Raw genomic sequence first — 24,915 nt, forward strand, 5'->3', positions numbered from 1 at the left:
CCCTAGGACTTCCATGCCTTGCGGACGCTCGGCGCGTCCTCGACGCCAGCAAGACTGACCCCGTGCACGGAGGAGGCCGTGCCGTTGACGATGGTCTGGTAGCCCCACACGATCCAGCCGCTGTCGTCCCAGAACTCCGATTGGAGCCGGAACATCAACTTCTTGCGTTTCGCCTGGTCGGTGGTGGCCCGGGCGGCGAGAAGGCGCCGGTCCCAGTCGCGGTCGAGCCAGCCGGCGACGTTGAACGTCGACTTGGAGACCAGTGACCGCGGCGCCACCGAGGTCGCGAACGGCTGGTTCCCCGGAACCGCCACGGCGAGGACCTGAATGTTGCTGAACGTCGGGAAGTTCTTGAACAGCTCGGGGGGCGTGATCTCGCGGACCCGCGCCTTCATCCCCACCTTGCCCAGCTGCTCCGCGTAGATCTGTGCCGCCGCCGCGGTTCCGACACCGGGGAACACGGAGATCTCGACGGTCTCACCGGCGACGCCGGCCTGCCGCAGCAACGCCTGGGCCTGTGCGGGATCGTAGGCGCGCTGGGGCAACTCGTCACCGTAGTAGTCCGGGAACCCGATGCCCTGCAGGTCGTTGGCGACCGAGCCGTAGCCGAGCAGGGCGCCCTTGACGAGGGCTTCGCGCTGGCAGGCGAGCTTGAACGCGAGCCGCACGCGCGGGTCGTCGAACGGCTTCTTCCTCGAGTTCATGATGAAGCAGCCCTCGTTCGCGTAGACACGATCGGTCTTGGTGAACGAGAAGGCCGAGTTCGAGGCGTTCACTTTCGCTCCGGCGTAGTCGAGCTTCGCCGCGAGGTCGGCCTGCCCGCCAAGAAGCGCGTTGAGCCGCGCCGTCGGGTCGGGGATGTTGAAGACCTCGATCTCGCTGAAGTACGGGCCTCCGCCCAGGAGCCCGCGGCCCCAGTAGTTCTCGTTCATCGCAAGCTTGGCTGACTGGCCCACCTTCAGGTCGGCCAAGGTGTACGGACCTGACCCGACGACGTTGTCGACCGTGAAGCTCTCCGGCTTGCTGAGGTGGGAGCCGGCTTTGATCACATAGACCTTGCCGGCGTAGATCTGCGTGTCCATGTCGGCGAGCGGTTCCGTCAGGCGCAGTTCCACCACGTCCTTGCCCACCGTACGGGACGCCTTGAAGTCGATCGACGCCGCCGCGGCGCTCAGCAACCCGCCGCCGATCTTCGGATCGCTGGCCGAGCGCAGCGAGAACAGGACGTCGGCCGCCGTGACCGGTGAACCGTCGGAGAACCGCGCCTCCTTGTGGATCCGCATGCGCCACCGGCTGACGTCGTCCGCCGGCTCGATCGACTCGACGATGTACGGGACGGGCTCGCCGCCCTCCATGTAGCCGACCCAGTCGAAGAGGTGCCGGTTGCGGGCGATCTCCTGCGGCGAGTTGGTGTTGAAGACGTTCTTCGTCTCCGACTGGACGCCGGCGCCGGCGAAGCGCAGCCGACCGCCACGCTGAGGTGTCAGCGCGGGTGCGGCGTCGCTCTTGCACGCGGCCAGGAAGGGGCTGAGCGCCAGCATGCCTCCGCTGAGAGCACCGAAGCTGAGAACGTCCCGACGTCCGAACACCGGAGCCTTCCCGTCGGTGGCCGTGCGGGGATCTGTGGCGTTTCGACTGTCGACGTTGGACATGACTGGCTCCTCGGGTCACTCGCCAGTTTTGACGTTCCGTGTACGGTATTCCATATCTGATATGACGGTCAATACTCCCCATGCGGACGTTTGCGGAGGTAGAGCAGGGGTTCGATGACTCAAGGCGGCGGTGGCGGTGCGGGCGCTCAACCGCCCCTGGGGCCGGAACCGGATGCCCGGCGTCGAAACCAGCTCGATTCAAGCGGCGTCGGCGGCCTTCGCGAACGCGCCTTGGAGGGTCGTCCAACGCATGGTGCCGTGCCTGATCGACTGGTGCCGTGACTTGAGGAGCGAGCCCGGATCGGCCGATTCGGTTACTGGGATGTAGTGCTCGACCCAAGTGTCGAGGGCTGTGTGTGTTGGTCGTTGGTCCGCTCGGCGAGAAGTGCGACGGCACGCCGCCGCGCTCTGGAACACGCTGTCGGCCGGTCCACCGGACCGGTCACCGACGGCGACGGGTGGGTGACGTTCAGGCGGACGCGGACGGCCGGTCGCGGTCGTTGAAGAGCTCCTCGACTGCGGCGAGATGGTCGCGCATGTGCCTGGCGGCCGAAGCCTCGTCGCGCCGGGCCAGTGCCTCGGCGATGGCGACGTGCTGGTACGCGGATGCGACGATCCCGGCCTGGGCGAGGGCCTCAACGTGCCGCAGCGCACGCATCAGGGTCGCCGCGTCGTGGATGAGGCCGGCGATCCGCTGGTTGCCGGACGCTTCGGCGATCGCCGCGTGGAACTCCCGGTCCAGGCCGAAATAGCCGTCGAGATCACCGGCCTGCGCGGCCGTCAGGGACCCTTCGGCGAGGTCCCTGATGTGGGCGAGGGCATCGTCGGAGCCACGCTCTGCGGCGGCCGTCACGGCGAATGCCTCAAGCGCCTGCCGCGTCTCGTAGGCGTCACGCAGGACCTGCTCGGAGCGTTTGATCACGCGGTTGCCGCGGAGTCCGTCCGGCTCGATCAAGCCCACCTGCCGGAGGCGCAGCAGCGCCTCGCGCACAGGGGTCTTGCTCACCTGGAGCTGCTGGGCGACACCCGCTTCGGTTAGCCGCGCGCCAGGAGACAGCGCACGCGTCGCGATCGCGTCGTGCAGCTGGGTGTACACCACGTCTGCGAGCGTGTCTGTTCTGGAAACCGGATCAAGTGCCATCTCGTATACCATACACCGAGTATGCCGAAGGGCGCCCTGCGGGAAGCCGTTGGCCACGTTGTGCCGCGAGCGCAGGAGGCGATCACGGCCGCGCCTCGCGTGAGCGTACAAGAGCTTCCGTGAGTGCCGTGGTGTGCTCGGCCAGCGCCGCGACCAGGGCAGGCGGCGACCTGATGGTGAACCGCCAGGGCAGCCCGGTCAGGAGGCGGGCCATGGCCGGCAGGTCCTCTGCGCCGCTGACCAGGAGCACGCCACCCTCGGGGCACAAGTGCAACTCGCCGAAGGTGACCGGCAGCCGCGCCCGCGCGGTATCCGGGTCGGTGTCGAGCCACACCTCCGTGCGGTGCGTCCACGCGCCGAGTGTCAGCGTCCGCAGGACGTGCTCCACCGGGTCGACCCCGCTGGGCGGGGAGAATCGGCGCGGCAACTCGGCGGCGTCGGCGATCCTGTCCAGACGGAAGACGCGGAGATCGCCGCGGAGGTGATCGTGGCCGACCAGGTACCAGCGGCGGCTGTGCACCACGAGGCCGTACGGATCCACGTCGCGGACGCCGCGGGCGTGCTCGATCCGGACGGTGCGGTGCCCGTGCACGGCGGCCGCCAGTATCAGGGCCAGATCCGGATCCGGTGTCAGCGCGCCGGCGGCCGTGGCGCCGGTCGTGGCGAGAAGCATCATGACGCGCTCGCGGAGCGCGCCGGGCAGGAGACGGTTGAGCTTGAGGAGCGCACGGTCGGTGGCGCTGGGCTCGCCGGTCTTCTCGCGCTCGCCCGCGGCGGCCAGCGCGATGGCCACGGCGACGGCCTCGTCGTCGCCGAGCATGAGCGGGGGCAGCCGGTAGCCGCGGGCGAGCCGGTAGCCGCCGTACCGTCCGCGGACCGACTCGACCGGGATTTCGAGCTCGCGGAGGGCGGTGACGTAGCGGCGGACCGCCCGGGGGTCGACCCCGAGCCGACCGGCCAGTTCCCCGGCGGACACGAGCCCGCGGTCCTGCAGCAGTTCGAGCAATGCTAGGACGCGAGTCGCCGGACGTGACACGGCCCACAGTCTAATGAGGGCAGAAAGCGTCCACAATCCTCCCTAGCCTTTGCTTCCCCGAAGCTCTCTCGAAAGGAAGCAGGCATGTCCACCATCGTTCTGGTCGGCGGATCGTTCCTCGGCGCCTGGGCCTGGGAACGGGTCACGCCGATCCTCATCGCCGCCGACCACGACGTGCACCCGCTGACGCTCACCGGTTTCGGCGATCGCGCGCACCTCGGCTCGGCGGCGACAACGCTCGGCACGCACGCCACCGACATCGTCGCCGCGATCGAATTCGCCGGGCTGCGCGACGTGGTGCTCGTCGCGCACTCATACGGAGGCGCTCCGGCGACGGTCGCCGCCAGCAGAATTCCGGACCGCGTCGCCCGAATCGTCTACGTCGCCGCCACCATTCCACAGGCGGGGAAGTCGCTGTTCGGCATCCTCCCGCCAGATGCGGAAGAGGCGATCATGCAAACCGTCGAGGACGGTCTGATCCCCGTGCTCAGCGATGAGGTGCTCGACGCCAACTTCGGCCGGCACGAGCTCACCCCCGGCGACCGCGCGTGGCTGCGCGCCCGGGGAACCGGCCAGCCCGTCAACACCTACCGCGACCCCGCGCCCGCCGACCTGAGCGCCGTGGACGGGATACCGCGCACCTATGTCGCCTGCTCCGGCGACCCAGGCGACCCGGCCGCTCCCCCGGGCCACGAGCTGGTCACCCTCGACAGCGGCCACTGGCCGATGATCAGCCGGCCCGGGGAACTGGCCGGGGTCCTCGACAAGGCGGCCAGGTCGTGATCCGGCCGTTCCGGGTGGAGATTCCGCAGCACCGGCTGGACGACCTGATCGGCCGCCTTGCCGCGACCCGGTTCACCCGGCCGCTGCCCGGCGACGGGCTCGGCGTGCCGACCGCCCGCCTCCGGAAGTTGGTGGAGTACTGGCGCGACGGGTACGACTGGCGGGCGTGGGAGTCCCGGATCAACGCCCACCCGCAGTTCATCACCGAGATCGACGGGCTGGAGATCCACTTCCTGCACGTCCGCTCGGCGCGGCCGGACGCCGTCCCACTGATCCTTACGCACGGCTGGCCGATGTCGGTAGCGGAATACCTGCCGCTCATCGGCCGGCTGAGCGGCCAGTTCCACCTAGTGATCCCCTCCATTCCCGGTTTCGGGTTCTCCGGCGCGCCGGACGAGCCCGGCTGGAACCACCACCGCATCGCCCGGACATGGGCGGAGCTCATGCGGCGGCTCGGATATGACCGCTACGGCGTGCACGGCAATGACGTCGGCTCGCTCATCTCCGTGGAACTGGGCCGCGTTGACCCCGAGCACGTCGCCGGGGTGCACGTCACTCAGATCTTCTCCCTGCCCTCAGGAGATCCGGCGGAGTCGGCGCCGCTGAACCGGGAGGACGTGGCACGGCTTCGCGCGCTGGAGGGGTTCGTGGCGCACAAGGGCGCTTATCTCCGACTCCAGGCCACACAGCCGCAGACGCTCGCGCACGCGCTGGCCGACTCCCCCGCCGGCCAACTCGCCTGGAACCTGCAGCTGTTCGGCGAGACGGTCGGCGACGACTACGTCCTCACCAACGCCACGATCTACTGGCTCACCGACAGCGCGGGCTCCGCGGCCCTGTCCGGCTACCACGGAAACCAGCCTCCGGCAGAACCCTCATCGTTCCCCCTCGGCCTGGCCCGCTTCGCCGGCGACTTCTTCCCTTCGATCCGCGCCCTCGCGGAACGGGACCACCGGCGCATCGTGCATTGGAGCGACTTCGATAGCGGCGGGCACCACCCCTCACACGAGGCCCCCGACCTGCTCGCCGGCGACATCCGCGCCTTCTTCACCTCAAGCATGACGTAAACCCTCGTCGCCCCCTTGCCCTGGGCGAACTCGTTCGGTCGGCATGCTCCTCACGGCGCATACCGAGGCGTTCCACCCCCACGCGCGGGACACGACAGTTCGGCCCTCGGTCTGGATCGGGCAGCTCATCGAGGAGCGCCGCCAGGCGTTCAAGGCCCGCACTGGGCAGGAGATGAGCTGCGTCAACGTGTGGTTGGCCGGGCACCTGCAGGAACAGGACGCGCTCGGCCGTATCATCGTCAAGATCGAGCAGACCCGACTCGCCGACGGGACCGTCCAGGCCATCCGCGGCGCGGGAGTCGCCGCTCGCACCGACGCCATCCCACTCATCTAGTTGCCGGGGCGACCGAGGTACCGTCGCCGTTCAGCAGCACCCGTGGAGTGCCCGCCCGCGACGTGCTCATGCCTGTTCCTCTTGCGTGCCGTGGGTGTCGGGGAGCAGTGGGGTCATCCGTTCGATGAACGCCTCCAGCCGACGTAGCAGGTCGCGCTCTCGCTCCTTGACCACGATCTCCGGAATGGCCGCCGCCGCGCCGCGGACCGGGACGGGCAGGCACTGGGCGTCCAACGCGTCGTTGCCGCACCGCAACTGCTCGTGGGCGGCCGGTGTCCATCCACCGTGCTCGCGCAGCACCTCAGCGGTAGCCGCCGTAGCCAGCACGTAGTTGCCGAGTGAATCGCCCCCGTCGTCGGGCCGGTCGTCCGCGTCATCTTGGCCGTGCCCGTACTCGCGTTCGTCATGGCGGCGACGCTGCCACCGTTCGCGCGGTGGTGGTGGGGAATCGGCGCTCCAGTCCCTATGCCGACTTGCCCACCGTCAAGCCCGGCGCGGAGCATGCGCAGCTGTCCTTCCACGCCGCCCGCGTTCAGGCCGACCTGCTCACCCGCGCCCCGCAGGCGCTGCCCCGGCTGGTCAACGTCGGCGAGTTCCGGCAGCGCGGCCAGGGGTTCTGTTCCCGTGTGATATGACCGTCGGCGTCCGCGACCGGCGCCTCTACCTCGCTGAGGCCGTCATTGGCACGCGCCTGGAATTCCTCGCCCCCACCACGATCAACTTCCTGTGGAACAACCACACTCCACCCCTGGCGCCGCTCCTGGCCGAGATCAGCCGGGCCCAATAGCGCAAGTGACCTGGTTCCACTGGGGCGCAGCCTGGACCTTGCCGTTCACCCCAGCGCTGCACTACCGGCGCTCGATTTTGGGCCCGCGCGAAGGAGACTGCCAGCCCGGTACCTGTTATTGAGAGAATTCCGGGCGTGGGTTGCGCGCTTGGTTGAACTCCTCCAGCGTGGCGCCGGCCTGGGCCAGGAGGGAGATCAGTGCCTGTTCGCCAAGCTTCAACTCGCCCTGGTCGCGACGGGCGATCAGGTCGGGGACTGACACCTTGCCCGGCATGATGTCGTAGTCGCTGAAGTAGACGAACTTGGGCGGCATGCCGTGCAGGTGCTCGTCGATCAGGTGGCAGTCGATGCTCTGATCCCGCCAGACCCGGATCCATCTGATCATTTCCCGGACGGTGCCGGGCGGCTCATCGATCGCTTCGATCGCCTTGCGGAATTGGGCCATGGAGGTAGCGTCCGCCAGCTCGGGGGAGGCGTCGAGCACCAGCCCCAGCTCGTCCCGGAGGTGCCGGACGATCGCCACTTCGTCAGCATCGAAGTCGTAGGTGCGGCCGGAGTAGCGGTAGCCGTAGTTGACGGTGATGGTGCGGCCGGTGAGGGTGCCGGGACCCGAGGTCGTCCTCGATCTTGGCGATCTCCTCGTCCGTCAGCCGGAACGTGGTCTTGATCGCGGTGATCTTCTCGTTCGCGGGCGTCTTCTTGAAAAATCCGGAAAGAGTGGGCAATGCACTCTGCCCTGAAGAGTTCCGACCAGGAAATCCAACAATCCCTCCTGGTAATGCCACCAGCGTCCCCGGACGATCATGACCGTCCATCTATCGGAGTCTGGATGCGTCAGCAACATACATTTGTCGCCATTGTAGGTATTGCCTCACTGCAGTACGGGGCTCGGACACCCCGATCCAGTCGGGCATCCGCCATATCGCCACCGCGTATACCGCCGCCAGCACGGCCAGACCGAGCCCGGTCAGGGCCACTCCCCCGGCCTGCGCAGCCGGTTTCGCGAGTTCGTGCTGTGCTCTGCGCTGAAGGGCGCCCCATCCGGTTCACGGCGGACCAGTCAAACGGGAACCGTCTCGACCCTGCTCGCAAGTCACCGCATCCGGCCGACATCCACCGCATCCGACACCCCCGGGACGGGGCGCGGCTACCATCGCTCGGTGGCGTGGATCGACCCAGTGACCTGGTACGCAACGCTACCCGGCTGCTACCTGGCGACCGGCATGCTGCTCACCGATCCCCAGGGCCGCGTGCTGCTGGTCAAGACCCACTACCGCAAGGACTGGGGGCTGCCCGGCGGCGTCGCCGAAGAAGGCGAACCCCCGCACCTGGCCTGCCGCCGGGAAATCCGTGAAGAACTCGGCCTGGACCGCCCCGCCGGCCCGCTGCTGGCCGTCGACTTCGCCGCCGCCGACGGCAACCGGCTCCGCTCGATGATCTACCTGATCTTCGACGGCGGAACCCTCACCGACGCCCCCGCCATCACCGTGCAGGAAGACGAGATCGCCGCCTACGCCTTCCTGCCACCAACCGGCGCCGCCGCGCACATGGCGGCCACCACCGCCCACCGGCTGCCGCGAGCGCTGGCAGCGCGCCGCACCGGCCACGTGGCCTACCTGCCGTCCTGACCGAACCATCGATTCCCGGACACCTCAGAACCGGGTGCGTGCGTCCACGCGCGCCACCGCCTGGATCTCCTGCTCCGACACCCGATCGCCCCGCGCAGGTCCGCGCCGCTGAGGTGCGTAGGTTGCGTCCACGGAGGTGGTGTACGAGTTTCCGCAGGTGAAGAGCGTGGCGTCGTGACGTGAGACGGCCACCGCGTAGATCCTTCGAATCGACCAAGATCAGAAAGAAGGAACGCGATGGCCGTGGACAACAGTGTGGACCCTAATGACGTCCTTCGCCTCCAGGTTCTCCACTCCGACTGGCCATAACGCTCTGTCACTGGCGGAGCTACTGGGCGCAGACCGCCGCCACGCCGACGGTCCAGTCGCCCGCAGTACCGGTCTCGTCCTCGACCGCGCCGATAGTGACCTGATTCAGCGCGGGGTCGACGACGACACGATCGACCACCAGATGGGACAGGATGGCGTTGGTCGCGGCCGACACGCCCGGACCAGCGCCGTGCACGCGCGTGCCGGGCGGGCAGGTGACAGTCGCGGACTTTCCGGCCGAGCTCGCCGCGGAGCTGCCGTACACGATCTGCAGGCCGGGGACGGGCACCGCGCACACCGCATAGGACGTCAGGCTCCAATTCCCGGCGAAGCCGTTGGAGTCTTCGATCGCGGCGACGTTGTTGGCGATCGGCGGATCGAAGAAGAAGTTCGCCTCGGCGGTGATGTGCACCTGGCCCGATCCGTTATTGACCTGGACGCCCAATCCCAGCATGTTCGTACCGGACGGACAGAACGCGAAGAGGTTCCGCGTCTGGTCGGACGATGTGGCCGACGTGGCGGCGACGATCTGGAGCCCCGGCAGCGGGTCGGCGCACACGGCGTACGCACGCAGGCTCCAATTTCCAGTGAAACCGGTCTCGTCCTCCCGCCCGGCCACCACATAGCGACCACCGGCGCCGTCTTGAACCGGCCGGAGCTGGGTGAGCACCACCTGTCCGCCACCACCGATGATCTCACCCCCGCCGCCGACGACCCGTTTACCGACCGGGCAGGAGGCCGCGATGCTCTTTTGCGTCAGCGAGTCCGACGCGCCAGTGGCGACCACACGGCCCAACCCGCCCACCGCCGAGGCCGCGGGCGCCACCGCCACGCCCGCCACCGTCATGCCCAACAGGGCGGCACCACATGCCGCCCCTTTCCGCCACCATCGCATTGACCGACTCCTCATCGTGGACAACAGGTTCCGACGTGCATTCGCCGCACCCCACCCCCCGGATGAGCAAAGAGCCCGAGCATCTTCAACGATCCGCTGTGGCAACCCCGCATGGGGGGAATACGCCCCGATGAGCGGTCCGAGAGGCCGGGCGAGACGCACCAGTGGTAGCCGCCGAGCTCGGCCCGGTGATCGCGCGACGCGGGCGGCGGGCACCCGTCGGCGGTGACACGTCGATGTCCGGCTTCAGGGAGGACCCGAGGGATGGTTTCCTACTTAATTGGTAGATATAGTTCAATCAATGTCGAGGCCCCGCGAGGAGGACGCGATGGCCCTGCCGGACTTCCTGGTGGTCGGTGCTCCGAAGGCCGGGACCACCGCGCTGCACGCGGCGCTGGCCGGTCACCCCGCGCTGCACTTGTCGGCGGTGAAAGAGCCCAAGTTCTTTCTCACTGACGGCGCGCCTCCGACCCGGGGCGGGCCGGGCGACGCGCAGACCTACCGGGAGCATGTCTGGCGCAGGATGGAGTACGATGCGCTGTTCGCGGACGCCCCGCCCGGCACGCTGCGCGGGGAGTCGACCCCGTTCTACCTGTACGACCGCGCCGCCCAGCGGCGCATTCACAAGCTGATCCCCGAGGCTCGGCTGATCGCCGTCCTGCGCGACCCGGTGGAGCGGGCCCACTCCAACTGGACGCATCTGTGGTCGGCCGGGCTGGAGCCCATCGACGATGTGGTCCGCGCCTGCCGGGAGGAGGAGCGGCGGATCGACGCGGGCTGGGCAGCCTTCTGGCACTACGTCCGGCTGGGCCGGTACGGCGAGCAGTTAGAGCACCTGTACGGGTTGTTCCCTCGCGACCAGGTCTTGGTCTTCCGGTATCGCGAGCTGCTGGAGCGCCCGGCACCGACGCTGGACCGCATCTGCTCGTTCCTGGGCGTCGAGCCGGGCGTGCTCACCGAGGTGCCGCGGGAGAACGTCACCGTGCATCCCGGCCGCACGATGCGTCATCGCGTCCTGTCGCGGGTGCTGCGGACCGGCGTGGCGGCGGGCGCGGTGCTGCCCGTCGACCTGGCCACCCGGGTCACCACGCCGCTGGAACGCGCCCTGCAGCGGGGCGGCCCGTCCCGGCGGCCGCTGACCTGGGAGCAGCGCGAGGCCCTCATCCCCTGCTTCGAAGCGGACCTCAAGCTGCTGGAGGAGGTCACCGGGGAGGACTTCGGCGACTGGCTGGAGCCGAAGCCGGCCTCCGGCGGCCGGGTGGGCGCCCGGCCCAACGGGCAGCACCAGGCCCGCAACGGCCGTCCGCGTTCACGCTGAAGATGCGGGACGGGTCAGCGCGACTCGGTTCGCAGTTCGTGTGCTCCATCCGCACGGGTCACCTCGTAGAACAGACGGAGGCGACCGTCCTGAGTGGTGAGGACCTCCAGGTAGCGCAACCCGCCACCGAGATAGGGCGAGGACGCCCATGGGGCGGATCCGATGGCCGAGAGCGCACCAGGGTCGTCGCCGATGGCGAAGCCGGTGCGCTCCTCGAAGTTCTCCGCCGCGCCGGCCCGGCCGTCATAGGCCGCCACGATCCCGTCGGGCGTGAAGCGCACCGCGCTGACCCGGACGCCCCGGGCGTCCCACTCGCCGGCCCGGGGGTTGAGAGCCGTCCCGTGCCAGACCCACTCCAGGCCGTCCGCGCTGGTGGCGTACTCGGTGGCCATCTGGTCGGCCTCGGCGGCGTCGGCCAGCGGATGGCACGAGGCCCACAGGTGCCAGCGGCCGCCGTGCTGGACGATCACCGGATCCTTCACACCCGTCTTCTCGTCGCCGGGCAGGACGACCCGCCGGTCACGGGGGCTGAACCCGTCCGGGGCGTCGGACTGGAGCACCTCCACACGCCAGTGCTTGGTTCCCGGCGTGGCACAGCTCAGGTAGAGCCGCCACGTTCCCTCGGGGGTCCGGACGAGAGTGGGCCGCTCCAGGGACTCGGCCTCCATCGCGTCCTTGCTGATCACTACCAGCGGTTCGAAGCGCTCCCCATCGGCGGAGCGGGCGACGACCACCGCGTAACCCCGCCCCTTCCCGATGGGGCGGCGTAGCCGGTAGGCCAGGTAGATCCAGCCCTCGCTCTCGACCGCGCTGGGCGCTCCGGCCCAGTACCCGTCGCCGTCGCCCGGCGGTTCGACGGCGACCACCGAACGGTCCGGGCGCGGCAGCAGAGCGGCGACCCGCCGATCAAATTCCCCCATTTCCATGTCGGAATAATAGGGCATGGTGCCCCGGCCCAAGGTCCAGCCATCCGGCGCGTCCAGGATGGCGGCGCGCCCGCGGCGGCCCGGCGCGTGACACGCGAGACGACCAAGGTTGTCGCATCATCTTCAGAGTCATCGCCGCGACCACGACAACCTCAGAGGACGCCTGGCGGCCAGGGCTGCGCGAACGCGTTCGATCCCGGAAATGCGCAGCGGGCGACGGCCGACGAGCAGACCCAGCACGAGCGTGCCCGCGAGTGCCACGCGCAGCCGGGCGTCCTCACCGATCAGGGCCCGTCGGCGACTAGGGCGTCGTCGAGGTGGGCGGCCGACCCGTCTGGCCCGTCCGTGGCCGTGCCCAGCGCCGGCCGCCGCTGGTGGACGTGAGCGAGATCGCCCGGGACTGGCAGAGCCGCTCGGCGCGATCGACGACCTGCCGGTCGCCGTCCTCGGGTTCGGGCGTCAGGACGACGACCAGGCCGTCGTCCCCGTTGTCGAAGACGCCGGGAGCGGTGATCGCGCAATGGCCGGCGCCGATGCAGCGTTCCCTGCCGGCGGACACCTTCATGCCGTTCCTGACGGCGCAGCGGCTGGGGTTCACCTTGGAGGAGGTCGCCGAGCTGCTGGAGGCCGGCACGCACCGGCCATCGGCGCCCCGACGCCGCGTTGGGAGAACGCGCGCGCGGCAAGCTGGCCGAGGTCGAGGCCAAGATCGGTGGCCTGGAGGTCATCGCGGGTACGCTGCGCCAGGCCTTGGTTATTGGTCGACGGGTCGAGCCTGCCGGCTTCCGCTTACCAATTGTTTACCTGCTCGACCAGATCACATATCTCGGACGGGCTCAGCGTGCGCCCTTGGGCGAATGCCTTGTCGAATGCCTCGTCGCCGAGCGCCGCCCAGACCGTCCTCTCTGTCTCGTCGATGTCGTGCTGATCGGCCGGGGGGACGATCGTGTCCGTCGCCTCGCGTGCGCCGGCGGCGGCACCGAGCAGGAGGGCAGCGTGGGCTGGCCGTTCCGCAGCGGCGGTGGTGGCCAGTCCAGTGAGCGCCTCAGCCGTGTCGCGGACGGCGCCCAGCCGTCCCGCCGCGGTGAACGCCTCGCGGTGATGTCGCCGGGCCGACGCGGTGTCGCCGTACAGCATCTCGATGTGTCCGAGTTCGACGAGCACGCTCGGCAGGTACAGCGGCAGACCGGGACCGTCGTCGCTACAGTCCGCGAGGTCCAGCAGGGTCGTCAGCTCTCGTTCGGCGGTGCCGAGATCGCCTTGCCGCCGGGCCGCGTACGCCACTCCCAGCCGTGCGAAGATCACGCACAGGTGGGCGTCCTGCCGGACGGCGAGCCGCAGGCCCTGCCCGCTGAGGTCGAGCGCCGCCGCATGCGCACCGCGTTGCATGGCGTTCCAGCCGAGCCAGCACAACTGCCCGGCGACCTCCGACCACAGCCCGAGCTCTTCGGCGATCGCCAGCGACTCGCGGTGTATCCGGGCGGCCCGGTCGTGGTCGCCGCGCAGGGCGGCCGAGGCGGCGAGCCACTCGGTGGCCTGGAGCAGACCCCACCGGTCGCCGAGGCGGCGGAACAGGGCCGCGCTCCGTTCGCCCGCCGCGTCCAGAGCGGGGAAGTCGCCCCGGATGTGCGCGTGCTTGGCGCGCAGGGCGAGCGCGGCGGCCTGCGTCCACTCGTCACCGGCGGCCTCGGCGGCGGACAGGACGCGGTCGATCAGCGCGCCGGTGGCGCCGACGTCACCGAGGTCGATCTCCGCGTATGCGAGCAGCCACTCGGCCCGCACCCGTCCCACCGGATCATCGGACGAGTCGGACGAGTCGGAGGCGTCGTCATGGCCGCGCAGGGCGGCGGCGTGGCGGTCGGGCCACCCGCCGATGTCGCCGAGCAGGAACGAGACGGCCGTGTGCCAGGTCAGGGCCGTGGCGCGGGCGGCCTGGGGCGCATCGCCCGGCATGTCCAGCGCCGCCTGGATCGACCGGCGCGCTTCAGCGAGCCGGCCGCGCAGGAACCAGTACCTGGCCAGCGCGTTGACAACGCGCAGCGCCGCCCCGGCCGCGCCGTCCCGGATCGCGCCGTCCCGGATCGCGCCGTCCCGGATCGCGCCGTCGAGCGCGGCGCGCAGGTTGGCGCCCTCCGCATCCAGCCGGGACAGCCAGTCTCGCTGCCCGTGCCCGTACAGGTGCTCCTGCGCCCGCTCGGCGAGACGGACGTAGTACTCGCGGTGCCGGAGCCGGATCTCCTCCAGCTCTCCGGCGTCGGCCATGCGCGCTACGCAGTAGGCGGCCACGGACTCCAGGAGGCGGAAGCGCGGCCCGTCCGGGCCGTGGTCGGCCACAACGAGGGAGCGGTCCACCAGCCGGGACAGGACGTCGAGCACCTCGCCGTCCGGGGCGGACACCGCTGCGGCGGCCTCCGCCGTGCACCCGTCGGCATGCACCGCCAGCCGGCGCAGCACGACGCGTTCGGCGTCGGTGAGCAGCCGCCAGCTCCAGTCGATCACGGCGACCAGGGTCTGCTGGCGTGCCGGGGCGCCCCGGTATCCCGCGCCGAGCATGCGGAACCGGTCGTCGAGGCCAGCCACGAGACCGTGCACGCCGAGGGTCCGCACGCGGGTCGCGGCCAGCTCCAGCGCCAGCGGCAGCCCGTCGAGGCGGCGGCACAGCACGGCGACCGCGTCGGCGTTGTCGCCGGTCAGCGCGAAACCGCGCAGCGCCGCCGACGCCCGCGCCACGAAGAGCCGGACCGCGCCGTAACGCTCCAGCGCGTCCGATCCGATCGCCTCGCGGGGGAAGTCCAGCGGCGGCACCGACCACACGACCTCCCCGGCCAGCCCGAGCGGTTCCCTGCCGGTGGCCAGGACGCGCAGGCCGGGCACGGCGCCCAGCAGCCGCCTCACCAGTTCGGCCACCGGCTCGACCACGTGCTCGCAGTTGTCCAGGACGAGCAGGATCCGCCGGGCGCGCAACGCGCGGGCGAGCCGGCCCACGGCCGTCGAGGAGTCGCCGGCGTCCTGGATTGCGAGCACCGTCATGATCACGTCGGCCAGCGCGTCGAGCGCGTCCGGCCGGTCCGCGCAGTCGAACGAGGCCAGCTCGACGAGCCACACCCCGTCGGCGAACGCATCGATCCGGCGCGCGGCCACCTCGGCCGCCAACCGGGTCTTGCCGACTCCGCCGACGCCGGTCAGCGTGACCAGGCGCTCTTCCGCCAGCAGCGCGCCCACCTCGGCGGCGGCCTCGTCGCGTCCGATCAGCGGGGCGAGCGCTGCGGGCAGGTTCGTCGTCGGCGGTGTCACCGAGACGGTCCGCGTACACGGGGCCTCCAGCGCGCCGTCCTGGCGCAGGATGGCCTGGCGCAGGGCCACGAGTTCCGTGCCGGGGTCCAGGCCCAGTTCGTCGGCGAGCCGCTCGCGGGTCGTGGCGAAGCCGGCCAGCGCGTCGGCCTGCCTGCCGGACCGGTAGAGGGCGAGCATGTGCAGGGCACGTGCGCGCTCACGCAGCGGCTGGTCGGCGAGCAGCCCGTCCAGCTCGGCCACGACCGCGGCGTGCTCACCCAGCGCGAGCCGCGCCTCCGCCAGGTCTTCCACCGCGGTGAACCGCTGCTCGGTGAGGCGGGCAATCACCGGCCCCGTGAAGGGTTCATCGGCGACGTCGGCATAGGCCGGGCCGCGCCACAGGGCGAGCGCGTCGGACAGCAGCGTCGCCTTCGGCCCGGGCTCGCCGGTCCGTCCGGCGGCCTCAACCAGCCGGGTGAACCGGCGCGCGTCGAGGGCGGCGGCGGCGAGGCGGTAGCCGGGCGGCGGCGACCGGATGAGCGCACGGCCGCCCGGCTCCGCGTCCTCCAGCACGCGGCGCAACTGGGACACCTTCACCGCCAGCGCGGAGGCCGGGCCGACCGGCGGCGCGTCCCGCCACAGGAAGTCGATCAGCCGGTCGCCGGAGACAGGATCACCGTTGTGCACCAGGAGCGCGGCCAGAAGGGTGCGAATCTTGGCGCCCGGCACCCTGACCGGGCGACCGTCGTCGGTCCAGACGGAGATCGTCCCGAGCACCCCGAATCGCATGGCCGCACTATAAGGCGGGGCGGCGTCTCCCTGGTCTGGAGACCGGTGCACGCCAGGCTGGCCGCGGGCGCAGGGGTCCTGACGTAATCGGGCTGTAAACAAATCGTAAGGCACTCCCCGCAGAGTCTTCGGCACCGGCCGGCCGACCGGATCGGCCGACGTCACCGACCGCCGGAAGGACGCCTCCATGATCCGTCCGCAACACCGAATCGCCGCCCTCGTCGCCGTGGCCGTGCTCGCCGCCCCGGCCGGGGTCGCCTCCGCGTCCGCGGGTCACGCCGACACGCGTGCCCGATGGCACGGCACCTGGGGTGCCGCCCCGCACCGTCCGGTGCCCGGCAACGACTGGGACGGGCCCAACTGGTCCCTCGACGGGTTCGCCGCGCAGTCCCTGCGGCAGGTGGTCCGGATCAGCGCGGGCGGCTCCCGCGTGCGGATCCGGCTGTCCAACGCCTACGGGACGAGACCGCTCCGCATCGCGGGCGCCACCATCGCCAAGAGCGGCACGGGCGCGGCCCTGCGGCCCGGCACCCTGCGGACGCTGCGCTTCGGACACCGCACAACGGCCACCGTCCCGGCCGGTGCGGCGGCGATGTCCGACCCGGCGTCCCTGCCGGTGGCGCCGCTGGAGTCGCTGACGGTCACGCTCTACTTCGCCGAGCCGACCGGCCCCGCGACCTTCCATCAGGACGGCCTCACCACCACCTACCGCGCCGCCGGAGACCACAGGTCCGACACCGCCCCGGCCGCGTTCGCCGGCGAGACCAGCCACTCGCGCTACTTCCTCAGCGGCATCGACGTCGCCGGAGACCCGCGCGCCCGGGGCACGGTGGTCGCCTTCGGCGACTCCATCACCGACGGGCACGGCTCCACCGCCGGCGCGGACGACCGTTACCCGGACCGGCTCGCCGAGCGGCTCGCCGCCGCCAGCAAGCGGCTCGGCGTCGTCAACGCCGGCATCAGCGGCAACAAACTCCTGACCGACTCGCTCTGCTACGGGGAGAAGGGCCTCGCCCGCTTCCGGCGGGACGTCCTCGCCCAACCCGGTGTGCGCACCGTCATCGTCTTCGAAGGCATCAACGACCTCGGCACCGGCGGATTCCCCGACTACTTCGGCTGCGGCGCCTCACCAAAAGTGACCGCCCAGCGGCTCATCGCCGGGCACCGCGCGCTCATCCAGACCGCGCACGCCCGCGGCATCACCGTCGTCGGCGCCACTATCACGCCGATGAAGGGCTTCCAGGGCTACGACACGCCAGAGAAGGAGAAGGTCCGCGACGACGTCAACCACTGGATCCGCACCAGCGGCGCCTACGACGCCGTGGCCGACCTCGACCGGGCGCTCGCCGACCCCGACGTGCCGGACGCGCTGCGACCCGCGTTCGACTCCGGCGACCACCTGCACCCCAACGACGCGGGCGCGAACGCCCTGGCCGCGGCCATCGACCTCGCAACCCTCTGACCACCCAACACAACAAGAGGCGATCATGACCGACAACGAGATCGACGAATACATGAAGGCGTATCTGCCGCCGCGGCACCAGGAGATCGTGACGATCGTGCGGACCCTGATGAGCCAGGAGGCACCGCAGGCAGAGGAAACGATCAGCCGCGGCTCACCCGCCTGGAAGGCCGGGAAGCTCCTGGCGATCATCAGCCGCAGCAAGACCCAAATCACCCTGGCGTTCGCCCGCGGCGCCGAGTTCACCGACCCCCACGGCCTGCTGGGAGGCATCGGCAAGACCACCAGGCACGTCCGCCTCAAAGACCCCGACACCATCGACACCGAAGCGATACGCGACTACATCAGGCAGGCCGTCGCACTCGACCGAGAATGAACATCGCCCGCGGCTGTCGCTCTACAGAAGCAAACAGGATGTCGTTCGAGCAGTACAGGTTCGCCCCCATCGGGGATCCTCGTAGTGGACCGGCCGCCGGGCCCGACTCCGGGTGTATGGAGCATCGTTCCGGCTCGCGGGTTTGTCGGCGGTTGCGTTCGCTGGCTTTGCTGGAGGTTTTTGAGGACTGCGAGCGGCTACTTCGGTTTGTTCTCCGAAGTCGGGGCCTCAACTGTTGGCCAGGGCACGGTGAAGGAAGGGGAGCAGGCGGTCCCAGTGGCGCTGCAGTGCGGAGGGGTTGAAGGCGTCGGTGTCGGACATGGTGAAGCCGTGGACGGTGCCGGGGTAGATCTCGGAGGTGTAGTCGGGACCTGCGGCGTCCAGGGCTTGGTTGAGTTCGCTGAGGGCCTCGGGCGTCATGTCGGTTTCGGCGTGGCCGAGGTGGACCTGGGCGGTGAGCTTGGAGAGGCCGCAGGGCTCGTCGGCGGCCACGGGGCCGTGGAATCCGGCGACGGCTGCCACCTGGCCGGGGTGGGCCGCGGCGGTGCGCATTGCCAGGAGGCCGCCGATGCAGTATCCGGTCACCGCGACCGGTCCGGCGCTGACCTCGGGCTGGGTGGTGAGGAACCTAAGGTAGGCGTCGGCGTCGTTCAGGACACGTTCGGTGGTGTCCGCCTCGATTAAGGGCATCAGCTGTGCGAAAACCGCGGGCCGGGCCTCTTCCGTGATGTATTCGGGAAGTTCGATCACCGGTGCCGGGCCGTGCCGGTAGAAGAAGTTGGGGACGAGCACGTAGTAGCCGTGCCCGGCCAGTTCGCGGGCCATCTCCCGCAGCACGGGCCGGATGCCGGAGCCGTCCGCGTACATCAGCACCCCCGGGTGCCGCTCGCCGTGGTCAGGGAAGGCGGCGAAGGCGTCGGCCCGGGCCGTCCGTGGTGGGAATCTGCAGAGTCTTGGTGGGCATCATCTCTCCTGTCGTGGTTGATGTGTCGAGCCTCTGATCAACACGACGGAGGCGGAGCCCGCGCGGCGGCGCAAGATCCTCGATCGAAGAGCGGCCCCGCACCGGCCCGTACGGCGCTCAGAAGAGCACCGGGTCACCAATCCGTGTGTGGCGCAATGCCGTCCCGGTAGTCATCGCCGCTCAGCGTAGCCCACCGGACAAAGCCGACGCGCCCTCGGCTCCGGCAGATCGCGACGGGCTGCGTGTTCCTGTCTGGAGTCGGGGTTTCCTCGGTGGCCCCTGTGGCGAAAGCGGTCGTTTCAGCCTGCGCCCCCACACTCTGGACTACATGTGTCTGAAAGGTCACGGTTGTGCGGCCCGGGAGGTTCGGCGCACCACCGAGCGCTGACGTTCCAGGCAGGGCACAGTTCCGGGCAAGAACGCGATGTGGGTCTCTACCAGTTCCGCCCGTCCGCCGTCGGCGCCGACGTAAACAGTCGCGCCGTCACCCGTTCGCCTTGCAGGTAGGCGAACGCCACCGCCTCTCTCGCAGGAAGCCCCGGACGGGCGGGCCCTACACCACATCCGGGGCCACCTGGGACTCGGAACCGCGACCCTTCACGCACAGGTTCCATACGCGCGCGGAACCTTGATCGGCGGTCCGCGAGGACCGTCCGGTGATGGCACCGTGATGACACAAACGGCACCTTCCTGCGCCCCACAAGACCCCACTGGCCCACACGAAGGACCCCCGCGCAGCCACGCTGACCTCACCAAACCCACCACGGCCAACCTGCGCCCCACGACAGAGATGGCGCTGCTAATGCGGTTCGGAGTGGAGACCCATGCGGGAAGCAGGTCCCCGTCCTCCCGTCACAACCGAGTTGAGCACTGCAGCAAGCACCCCGGCAGAGAGCGACGAACTGGCCGCTGAGGTCAAAGCACCACGACGCCTTTATGCACCTGACGACAGCCCGCTGCCGGACGTTGACCACGACGCACTGAGGGACGAGCTGGCGGCACTCGTCGCCGAGGCCCCACCTCGAACCGGCGGGCAGCCGCAGAACGGCGCACCCGTGTAAGGCCCCCGGACGAGCGACTTCGTCGCCACCTCCAGGGCCCGGAGACGTGAGGCCAGGACGCTTCACGCGCAGCCTCCAGGTACACGTCGGACCTTGATCTCGGTCCTCGCATCAGAATTTTGTACCTGTGCATATTCTATTGACACCCCCATAGGCTGCTTTGATACTGGTGGGGATGGAGACACTGAAGACATCGTCCGCTGAGCACGCGCTAGCTCGCTTCCTGCGTACCGTGAGCGCAGCCGCGCTCGAGTTGGCCCGGGAATTGGAGAACGCATCCTCCGATCGAGGACGGCGGAGTCTCGACGACGCTGCGCTGGGGTCCCTGCAACGCCAGGTAGCGGAAGCGCCGGGAATGGACACCCAGGACGGCGTCTCCCCGCGGCAGATCGCCGGGCATTTGAAACGTGACGACGAGCCAAACATCCGTACGGCCCTGGCCGCTATGCAGAAACGTGGGGTGACCGAGAGGGTGCCCGAGGTCAAACCGCAACGATGGCGCCTGGCGCCGCCGTACCGGTCGATTGCATAGTCTGCAGTCAACGCACCCGCCCAACGACCCAATCCCCAAGCCGCGACGGCGCCGTTGCCCACCTGATCACATACGAAGATTGATTATGAATGACCTTGACCATTCGATCCGCATCCTGATCGATGGGGCCCCTCTCGCGCGCCTCCTCACTTTTCGCACGCCATAGGCTGCGCATTGCACGAATCGCCAACCGCAAGCCGAGAAAAAAGACTGATCTCAGCAAGGGCAATTTATGGCCTATACAGAAAAGCGCGGCAACGGATCAAACGCCTACTACATCGGCCGCTTTTCCGACGGGCGCGGCAAATGGCCCACGGTGACGAGCGCCGACGGAGTGACGCTCCGCTTCAAGAAGAGGCTCGATGCCGAAAGGGCGGCCGACGACGCCGAGGCGGAGGTGCGCGGCGGACGCTGGCAGGACCCGAACGCGGGCCGCGAGACGTTCGGCCAGTGGGCGAACACCTGGTTCGCGCGGCAGGACCTCGCGCCGCGGACGATGGGCAATTACAAGCTGAGCCTCGAAACGATCCTGCTGCCGGAGTTCGAGGACGACCCGCTCGGCGACATCGACGCAGACCGGGTCCGGGAATGGGAGCGCGGTCTCGTCCGGAACGGCTACAAGCCGGACAGCATCCGGACATATCGCGGCGTCTTGAGCGTGTGCCTCGCCGACGCGGCCGAGGAGAAGAAGATCGCCACGAACCCGGTACCAAGGCCGCGGGGGACGCGGTCGGCGGACCGGAAAGGCGCGGCACCGCGCACCGGAGAAGCCGATCGTCTCCCCCACCGGCGCTCTGCTGCTCGCCGAGCGCGGCGCCATCCTGTCCGGCCGGAGCGACGAATTCATTCTCGTCACGGCAAAGGCGTACACGGGCGCCAGGTGGGCCGAGCTCCTCGGCCTGGAGCGGCCGGTTCCTCCGGATGTCGACGATGCGCGTCGAGCAGCAGCTCGAAGAGTTGGACGACGGCACCTGGGCGCTGTGCCCGCCAAAGGAGGACAGCCGCCGGGACGTCGACCTTCCGCCGTTCCTGTCCGGCCTGTTGGCCCGCCAGGTCGCCGCGACGCAGGCCGCCCGCGTGCCGGAGTGCTCCTGCTTCCGGGACGGCGGTGAGTCCGAGCCGCACCACGGCGGGACGTTCGTGTTCACCGGCCGGACGACCCGACGCCGGGACGCGAAGAAGAAGCTCGTCCCGGTGACGGCGGCGCACTGGCGCCGGTCCGGGTTCGAGTCCATGATTTTCAAGCCTGCAGCAGAAGCCTGGTACCCGAAGAAGGCGCCCCGCCCCCGCCGGCCGGTGCCGATCGAGGCTGACCCGTTCCCCGGCATCCCGGTCCGCGGCCGGAACTACGTCGAGCGGTCCACGGCGTGCTGGGTGCCGATCGCGGACGGGCTGACGCCGCACCTCCTGCGGCACACCCACAAGGCGTGGATGAATGAGGACCGCATCGACCTGAAGCTCGCTTACGAGCGCCTCGGCCACGAGATGGGCGGCGTGGGCGCGGTACAGCCACATCACCGACGGGATGCGAGCGGAGCTATGCGAGGCCCTGACGGCGCGGTAGGACGCCGCGCTCGACGCCCGCCTGGAGCTGTCGGACGGGTCGCCGGTCGCCGTCCTGGACGAGCTGATGAAGGCCCGCCGGGAAAAGAAGAACGGCGGCGCGAACGCCGCCGATTCCATGATCGTCCCACAGAATTCCCACAGCGGGACGGTTGTGGGACTACGAGCGAGGCCCCGAAAGCGGGCCTGACCTTGGGTGGAGCTGAGGGGATTTGAACCCCTGACCCCCTCGATGCGAACGAGGTGCGCTACCGGACTGCGCTACAGCCCCGAGGACTCCGTAAGGTTAGCAAACTTCGGGGGGTGGTCGCGCACGGGTTATCGGGCGGCTGCAAGGGTCATTCGCCGACGGCGCGGCGGTCGGCGGCGTACTGGTCGAAGACCTCCTCGGGGGTGGGGAGTTCGATGACCTCCGCGGGCTCGGTGATCTCGGCGGCGGCCTCGGCGGCGCGGCGGGCTTCGAGGGCCTTGGCGCGGGCCTGGGCGGCGGCGCGGTGGCGGGCGGTGTCCATGCCCACGGCGACGCGGAGGAGGGCCAGGTGGCCGGCCAGGAGGACGGCCGGTGGCATGGTGATCCACCAGGGGGCGAAGCCGGACGCGACGACGATCCCGGCGGTGAGGACGAGGGCCGTGAGGCCGGTGGTACGGCGGCGGCGCCGGGCGATCACGGTGGCGCGGGTCGTCCGGCGGCGGGGCCGCGGCTCCGGGATCTCCTCGGGCTCGTCGGGCCGGCCCTCGGCCGGTGCCTCTTCCTCGTCCTCGACGAGGGTCTCGTCGGTGCGCTTGTGGAGGAGCCGGGTGATGCCGGTCGTCTCGGTGTCGCGGCGCAGCCACATGGGTACGAGGACGATGCCCCAGACGGCGACAATGGCGAGGTACAGGACCGCGCTGCTCATCGGCCCCACCGTCCCAGGGCACGCTCGACCGGCGGGCCGACTTTCGGCGCGCGAACGTGCAATGGGAGCAGGGCCACGCCCCGCACGGTACGAGGGGCTGTCAGAGGTTGACGAGCATAAGGGGCGGTGTGTCGCGAGATCGATCTCGCCGTTACTCTCCGTTTGCCCGGCCTTGTCGATCGCAGGATTCTTACGGAGAGAAAGTCATAGCGGACTCAAGTGCGCCGGGGAAATGCCTGCTTGCGCTCGGCGAGCCAGCGTGCGCGCAGGCCGCCGGGAACGTCCTCGACGGTCAGGGCGTAGCAGATGTGGTCCCGCCACGCTCCGTCGATGTGCAGATGGCGGCGGCGAATTCCCTCTTCCCGGAATCCGAGCTTTTCGACGACGCGGCGGCTGGCCGTGTTCTCGGGGCGGATATTGGCTTCCAGGCGGTGGAGGCCGACGGTGAAGAAACAGTGGTCGACGGCGAGCGCGACGGCGGTGGGAATGACGCCGCGGCCGGCGACCTGCCGGTCGACCCAGTAGCCGATCTGGGCGGAGCGGGCCGATCCCCAGACGACCGCGCCTATGGTGAGCTGACCGGCGAATTCGTCCTCGTGGGTGACGACCCAGGGAAGGGCGAGGCCCTGGCGGGCTTCGCGGCGCATGGTGTGGACCATGCTGAGGTACGGCCCGAGGCCACTGCGGAAAAGTGGTGTCTCCGGATTGGTCGGCTCCCAGGGGCGGAGCCAGTCGGCGTTGCGCACGCGCAGCTCCCGCCAGACGGCGGCGTCGCGGTGCCGGAGCGGGCGCAGCCCGACAGCCCCCTCCGTCAGGGTGACCGGCCATCCCCGCAAACGTTCCACGCTTCCATGATTCCCTGGTCGGACGTCTGGACGCCATCAATTGTCACCGAGAAATCGGGCAGGCGGGACGTTCGTGCTCCGTTCGTCACACCCGGATGCCGCGCTTCATCACCCAGGCGACGCGGAGGTCGTCGTCCAGGACGATGAGATCGGCGTCCTTGCCGGGTTCCAGCGACCCGACCCGCGAGGAGATGCCGAGCGCGCGCGCCGGGGTGAGGGACGCGGCCTCGGCCGCTTGGTGGACCGGAACGCCGACGTCTCGCACCGCTCTGCGGAACGCGTCCGCCATCGTGATGGTGCTGCCCGCTATGGACGTCCCGCCGGCGAGGAGGGCGCGGCCGTCGCGGACCTCGACGTCCATGCCCCCGAGGCTGTAGTCGCCGTCGCCCATCCCGGCCGCCGCCATCGCGTCGGTGATCAGCGCGACGCGGGACGGCCCGGCGGCCGCGAACGCGAGGCGGACGACGGCGGGCTCGACATGGACGCCGTCGTTGATCAGCTCGACGGTGACGCGGGGATCGTTGACCGCGGCGGCGACGGGTCCGCCCTCACGGTGGTGCAGCGGCCGCATCGCGTTGAACAGGTGCGTCGCCACGCGCGCTCCCGCGTCGAACGCGGCCCGGGCGGTCGCGCCGGGGGCGTCGGTGTGGCCGACCGCGGCGATCACGCCGGTGTCCGCGGCCTCCCGGACGAGGTCGAGCCCGCCCGGCAGTTCCGGCGCCAGAGTGATCATGCGGAGGTGACCGCGCCCGAGCCGGACGAGGCGGCGGAACTCGGCGAGGTCAGGGACGCGGAGGAGGGACGGGTTGTGGGCGCCGCAGCGGCCCGGGGCGAGGTAGGGGCCCTCCAGGTGGACGCCCGCGATCACGCCTTCGGAGGCGAGGTCGGCGAGGCTCGCGACGGCGTCGGCGAACTCGTCCGGGGGGCCGGTGACGAGGCTCGCCAGCGTGGTCGTCGTCCCGTGCGCCAGGTGGTACGCCGCGGCACGGCGCACCCCGTCGGGCCGTCCGAGCTGGTAGGACGCGCCCGCCCCGCCGTGGACGTGCATGTCCACGAATCCGGGGACGACGTGCCGCCCGCCGAGATCGATCACCTCCCCGCCGGAGGCCGCCGTCGCTTCCACGATCGTGCCGTCCGAGATGTGCAGGTCACCGTGGCGGACGCCGTCCGGCAGGACGATCCGGGCGTCGGTCAGGACGGTCATCGATCTCCCTTGGGGGCACTTCCCGGCGCTGTATCTTATACACATCTGACGCTGCCGACGAATTAGAAGGTGTA

At 70.1% G+C, this 24,915-nt stretch carries 25 protein-coding genes and 1 tRNA gene; 11 read left to right on the plus strand and 15 right to left on the minus strand.

Annotated elements, in window-relative coordinates; translation table 11 throughout:
* Positions 1-2 precede the first annotated feature (2 nt).
* From ETD83_RS02690 to ETD83_RS02700, 3 genes are all read right to left on the minus strand, one after another.
* Entirely contained in the window at positions 3-1,652 is a 1,650-nt protein-coding gene (locus ETD83_RS02690) for an ABC transporter substrate-binding protein (RefSeq protein WP_138643429.1), read from the minus strand.
* Positions 1,653-2,121: 469 nt separating this feature from the next.
* Complete coding sequence (locus ETD83_RS02695; protein WP_171063992.1) at positions 2,122-2,751, minus strand: GntR family transcriptional regulator; 630 nt, start codon at positions 2,749-2,751, stop codon at positions 2,122-2,124.
* Positions 2,752-2,875: 124 nt separating this feature from the next.
* Positions 2,876-3,829 (minus strand): helix-turn-helix transcriptional regulator, encoded by a 954-nt coding sequence (locus tag ETD83_RS02700; protein WP_138643431.1) that lies wholly within the window; start codon positions 3,827-3,829, stop codon positions 2,876-2,878.
* An 84-nt stretch (positions 3,830-3,913) separates the two neighbouring features.
* Between ETD83_RS02700 and ETD83_RS02705 the strand changes: the two genes are divergently transcribed.
* From ETD83_RS02705 to ETD83_RS02715, 3 genes are read left to right on the plus strand one after another with little or no spacing between them, the layout of a single operon-like run.
* Positions 3,914-4,612: an alpha/beta fold hydrolase gene (locus tag ETD83_RS02705; protein ID WP_138643432.1), complete on the plus strand. Its 699-nt coding sequence runs from the start codon at positions 3,914-3,916 to the stop codon at positions 4,610-4,612.
* A complete protein-coding gene (locus ETD83_RS02710) occupies positions 4,609-5,679 on the plus strand; it encodes an epoxide hydrolase family protein (RefSeq protein ID WP_138643433.1) in 1,071 nt (356 codons plus the stop codon). Before ETD83_RS02705 ends, ETD83_RS02710 begins: the two co-directional genes overlap by 4 nt.
* Positions 5,680-5,722: 43 nt before the next feature.
* Positions 5,723-6,013: a hypothetical protein gene (locus ETD83_RS02715; RefSeq protein ID WP_138643434.1), complete on the plus strand. Its 291-nt coding sequence runs from the start codon at positions 5,723-5,725 to the stop codon at positions 6,011-6,013.
* Between the two features lie 66 nt (positions 6,014-6,079).
* Here ETD83_RS02715 and ETD83_RS02720 read toward each other — a convergent pair whose 3' ends face one another.
* Positions 6,080-6,313, minus strand: a complete 234-nt coding sequence (locus tag ETD83_RS02720; protein WP_138643435.1) for a hypothetical protein — start codon at positions 6,311-6,313, stop codon at positions 6,080-6,082.
* 173 nt (positions 6,314-6,486) lie between these two features.
* On the opposite strand from ETD83_RS02720, the gene ETD83_RS43490 reads away from it, so the two are divergent.
* Both ETD83_RS43490 and ETD83_RS43495 read left to right on the plus strand, forming a co-directional pair.
* On the plus strand, positions 6,487-6,648 hold the full coding sequence (locus ETD83_RS43490; protein ID WP_205717456.1) for a hypothetical protein: 162 nt from the start codon (positions 6,487-6,489) through the stop codon (positions 6,646-6,648).
* Positions 6,645-6,800, plus strand: a complete 156-nt coding sequence (locus ETD83_RS43495) for a hypothetical protein (RefSeq protein ID WP_205717457.1) — start codon at positions 6,645-6,647, stop codon at positions 6,798-6,800. The genes ETD83_RS43490 and ETD83_RS43495 overlap by 4 nt, the downstream gene beginning before the upstream one ends.
* Before the next feature lie 115 nt (positions 6,801-6,915).
* On the opposite strand, the gene ETD83_RS02730 is transcribed toward ETD83_RS43495, so the two are convergent.
* Positions 6,916-7,323, minus strand: a complete 408-nt coding sequence (locus tag ETD83_RS02730) for a hypothetical protein (RefSeq protein WP_138643436.1) — start codon at positions 7,321-7,323, stop codon at positions 6,916-6,918.
* A gap of 637 nt (positions 7,324-7,960) precedes the next feature.
* Here ETD83_RS02730 and ETD83_RS02735 point away from each other — a divergent pair.
* Complete coding sequence (locus ETD83_RS02735) at positions 7,961-8,428, plus strand: NUDIX domain-containing protein (protein ID WP_205717458.1); 468 nt, start codon at positions 7,961-7,963, stop codon at positions 8,426-8,428.
* A gap of 24 nt (positions 8,429-8,452) precedes the next feature.
* Here ETD83_RS02735 and ETD83_RS42225 read toward each other — a convergent pair whose 3' ends face one another.
* Positions 8,453-8,620, minus strand: coding sequence for a hypothetical protein (locus ETD83_RS42225; RefSeq protein WP_171063993.1), 168 nt, complete (start codon positions 8,618-8,620; stop codon positions 8,453-8,455).
* 136 nt (positions 8,621-8,756) lie between these two features.
* Positions 8,757-9,584: a hypothetical protein gene (locus ETD83_RS02740; protein ID WP_171063994.1), complete on the minus strand. Its 828-nt coding sequence runs from the start codon at positions 9,582-9,584 to the stop codon at positions 8,757-8,759.
* 349 nt (positions 9,585-9,933) lie between these two features.
* On the opposite strand from ETD83_RS02740, the gene ETD83_RS02745 reads away from it, so the two are divergent.
* Positions 9,934-10,950: a sulfotransferase family protein gene (locus ETD83_RS02745; protein ID WP_230420631.1), complete on the plus strand. Its 1,017-nt coding sequence runs from the start codon at positions 9,934-9,936 to the stop codon at positions 10,948-10,950.
* A gap of 14 nt (positions 10,951-10,964) precedes the next feature.
* Here ETD83_RS02745 and ETD83_RS02750 read toward each other — a convergent pair whose 3' ends face one another.
* The 3 genes from ETD83_RS02750 to ETD83_RS02765 form a co-directional block, all read right to left on the minus strand.
* A complete protein-coding gene (locus ETD83_RS02750; RefSeq protein WP_230420632.1) occupies positions 10,965-11,876 on the minus strand; it encodes a glycoside hydrolase family protein in 912 nt (303 codons plus the stop codon).
* Positions 11,877-12,177: 301 nt separating this feature from the next.
* Complete coding sequence (locus tag ETD83_RS02755; RefSeq protein WP_138643438.1) at positions 12,178-12,441, minus strand: ferredoxin; 264 nt, start codon at positions 12,439-12,441, stop codon at positions 12,178-12,180.
* A gap of 224 nt (positions 12,442-12,665) precedes the next feature.
* A complete protein-coding gene (locus ETD83_RS02765; protein ID WP_138643439.1) occupies positions 12,666-15,938 on the minus strand; it encodes a BTAD domain-containing putative transcriptional regulator in 3,273 nt (1,090 codons plus the stop codon).
* A gap of 187 nt (positions 15,939-16,125) precedes the next feature.
* Between ETD83_RS02765 and ETD83_RS02770 the strand changes: the two genes are divergently transcribed.
* Positions 16,126-17,400, plus strand: a complete 1,275-nt coding sequence (locus ETD83_RS02770; protein WP_138643440.1) for an SGNH/GDSL hydrolase family protein — start codon at positions 16,126-16,128, stop codon at positions 17,398-17,400.
* 25 nt (positions 17,401-17,425) lie between these two features.
* Complete coding sequence (locus tag ETD83_RS02775; protein ID WP_138643441.1) at positions 17,426-17,776, plus strand: DUF1801 domain-containing protein; 351 nt, start codon at positions 17,426-17,428, stop codon at positions 17,774-17,776.
* A 228-nt stretch (positions 17,777-18,004) separates the two neighbouring features.
* Here the strand turns inward: ETD83_RS02775 and ETD83_RS02780 are convergent, their stop codons facing one another.
* The gene (locus ETD83_RS02780; protein WP_230420633.1) at positions 18,005-18,643 is read right to left on the minus strand and encodes a dienelactone hydrolase family protein; all 639 of its coding nucleotides are present in this window, start codon (positions 18,641-18,643) and stop codon (positions 18,005-18,007) included.
* 1,333 nt (positions 18,644-19,976) lie between these two features.
* On the opposite strand from ETD83_RS02780, the gene ETD83_RS02785 reads away from it, so the two are divergent.
* Both ETD83_RS02785 and ETD83_RS43500 read left to right on the plus strand, forming a co-directional pair.
* Positions 19,977-20,333: a hypothetical protein gene (locus tag ETD83_RS02785; protein WP_138643442.1), complete on the plus strand. Its 357-nt coding sequence runs from the start codon at positions 19,977-19,979 to the stop codon at positions 20,331-20,333.
* Between the two features lie 921 nt (positions 20,334-21,254).
* Entirely contained in the window at positions 21,255-22,112 is an 858-nt protein-coding gene (locus ETD83_RS43500) for a site-specific integrase (RefSeq protein WP_205717459.1), read from the plus strand.
* Here the strand turns inward: ETD83_RS43500 and ETD83_RS02795 are convergent.
* From ETD83_RS02795 to nagA, 4 genes are all read right to left on the minus strand, one after another.
* A tRNA-Ala gene (locus ETD83_RS02795) sits at positions 22,094-22,167 on the minus strand. The genes ETD83_RS43500 and ETD83_RS02795 overlap by 19 nt on opposite strands.
* A gap of 67 nt (positions 22,168-22,234) precedes the next feature.
* Positions 22,235-22,792 (minus strand): divisome protein SepX/GlpR, encoded by a 558-nt coding sequence (sepX, locus tag ETD83_RS02800; protein ID WP_138643443.1) that lies wholly within the window; start codon positions 22,790-22,792, stop codon positions 22,235-22,237.
* A gap of 215 nt (positions 22,793-23,007) precedes the next feature.
* Positions 23,008-23,628 carry a GNAT family N-acetyltransferase gene (locus ETD83_RS02805; RefSeq protein ID WP_138643450.1) on the minus strand — a complete coding sequence of 207 codons (621 nt, stop codon included), beginning with the start codon at positions 23,626-23,628 and terminating at the stop codon, positions 23,008-23,010.
* A 94-nt stretch (positions 23,629-23,722) separates the two neighbouring features.
* Positions 23,723-24,841: an N-acetylglucosamine-6-phosphate deacetylase gene (gene nagA / locus ETD83_RS02810; RefSeq protein ID WP_138643444.1), complete on the minus strand. Its 1,119-nt coding sequence runs from the start codon at positions 24,839-24,841 to the stop codon at positions 23,723-23,725.
* Positions 24,842-24,915 lie beyond the last annotated feature (74 nt).

This window comes from Actinomadura soli (genome assembly GCF_005889715.1).
Classification (GTDB): domain Bacteria; phylum Actinomycetota; class Actinomycetes; order Streptosporangiales; family Streptosporangiaceae; genus Spirillospora; species Spirillospora soli.

Coding starts and splice junctions, on each gene's coding strand:
- ETD83_RS02690 (WP_138643429.1), bottom strand. CDS start 1,652: ATGTCCAACGTCGACAGTCGAAACGCCACAGATCCCCGCACGGCCACC.
- ETD83_RS02705 (WP_138643432.1), top strand. CDS start 3,914: ATGTCCACCATCGTTCTGGTCGGCGGATCGTTCCTCGGCGCCTGGGCC.
- ETD83_RS02715 (WP_138643434.1), top strand. CDS start 5,723: ATGCTCCTCACGGCGCATACCGAGGCGTTCCACCCCCACGCGCGGGAC.
- ETD83_RS43495 (WP_205717457.1), top strand. CDS start 6,645: ATGACCGTCGGCGTCCGCGACCGGCGCCTCTACCTCGCTGAGGCCGTC.
- ETD83_RS02740 (WP_171063994.1), bottom strand. CDS start 9,584: ATGACGGTGGCGGGCGTGGCGGTGGCGCCCGCGGCCTCGGCGGTGGGC.
- ETD83_RS02745 (WP_230420631.1), top strand. CDS start 9,934: ATGTCGAGGCCCCGCGAGGAGGACGCGATGGCCCTGCCGGACTTCCTG.
- ETD83_RS02750 (WP_230420632.1), bottom strand. CDS start 11,876: ATGGAAATGGGGGAATTTGATCGGCGGGTCGCCGCTCTGCTGCCGCGC.
- ETD83_RS02755 (WP_138643438.1), bottom strand. CDS start 12,441: ATGAAGGTGTCCGCCGGCAGGGAACGCTGCATCGGCGCCGGCCATTGC.
- ETD83_RS02765 (WP_138643439.1), bottom strand. CDS start 15,938: ATGCGATTCGGGGTGCTCGGGACGATCTCCGTCTGGACCGACGACGGT.
- ETD83_RS02770 (WP_138643440.1), top strand. CDS start 16,126: ATGATCCGTCCGCAACACCGAATCGCCGCCCTCGTCGCCGTGGCCGTG.
- ETD83_RS02775 (WP_138643441.1), top strand. CDS start 17,426: ATGACCGACAACGAGATCGACGAATACATGAAGGCGTATCTGCCGCCG.
- ETD83_RS02780 (WP_230420633.1), bottom strand. CDS start 18,643: ATGTACGCGGACGGCTCCGGCATCCGGCCCGTGCTGCGGGAGATGGCC.
- ETD83_RS02785 (WP_138643442.1), top strand. CDS start 19,977: ATGGAGACACTGAAGACATCGTCCGCTGAGCACGCGCTAGCTCGCTTC.
- ETD83_RS43500 (WP_205717459.1), top strand. CDS start 21,255: ATGTCGACGATGCGCGTCGAGCAGCAGCTCGAAGAGTTGGACGACGGC.
- sepX (WP_138643443.1), bottom strand. CDS start 22,792: ATGAGCAGCGCGGTCCTGTACCTCGCCATTGTCGCCGTCTGGGGCATC.
- nagA (WP_138643444.1), bottom strand. CDS start 24,841: ATGACCGTCCTGACCGACGCCCGGATCGTCCTGCCGGACGGCGTCCGC.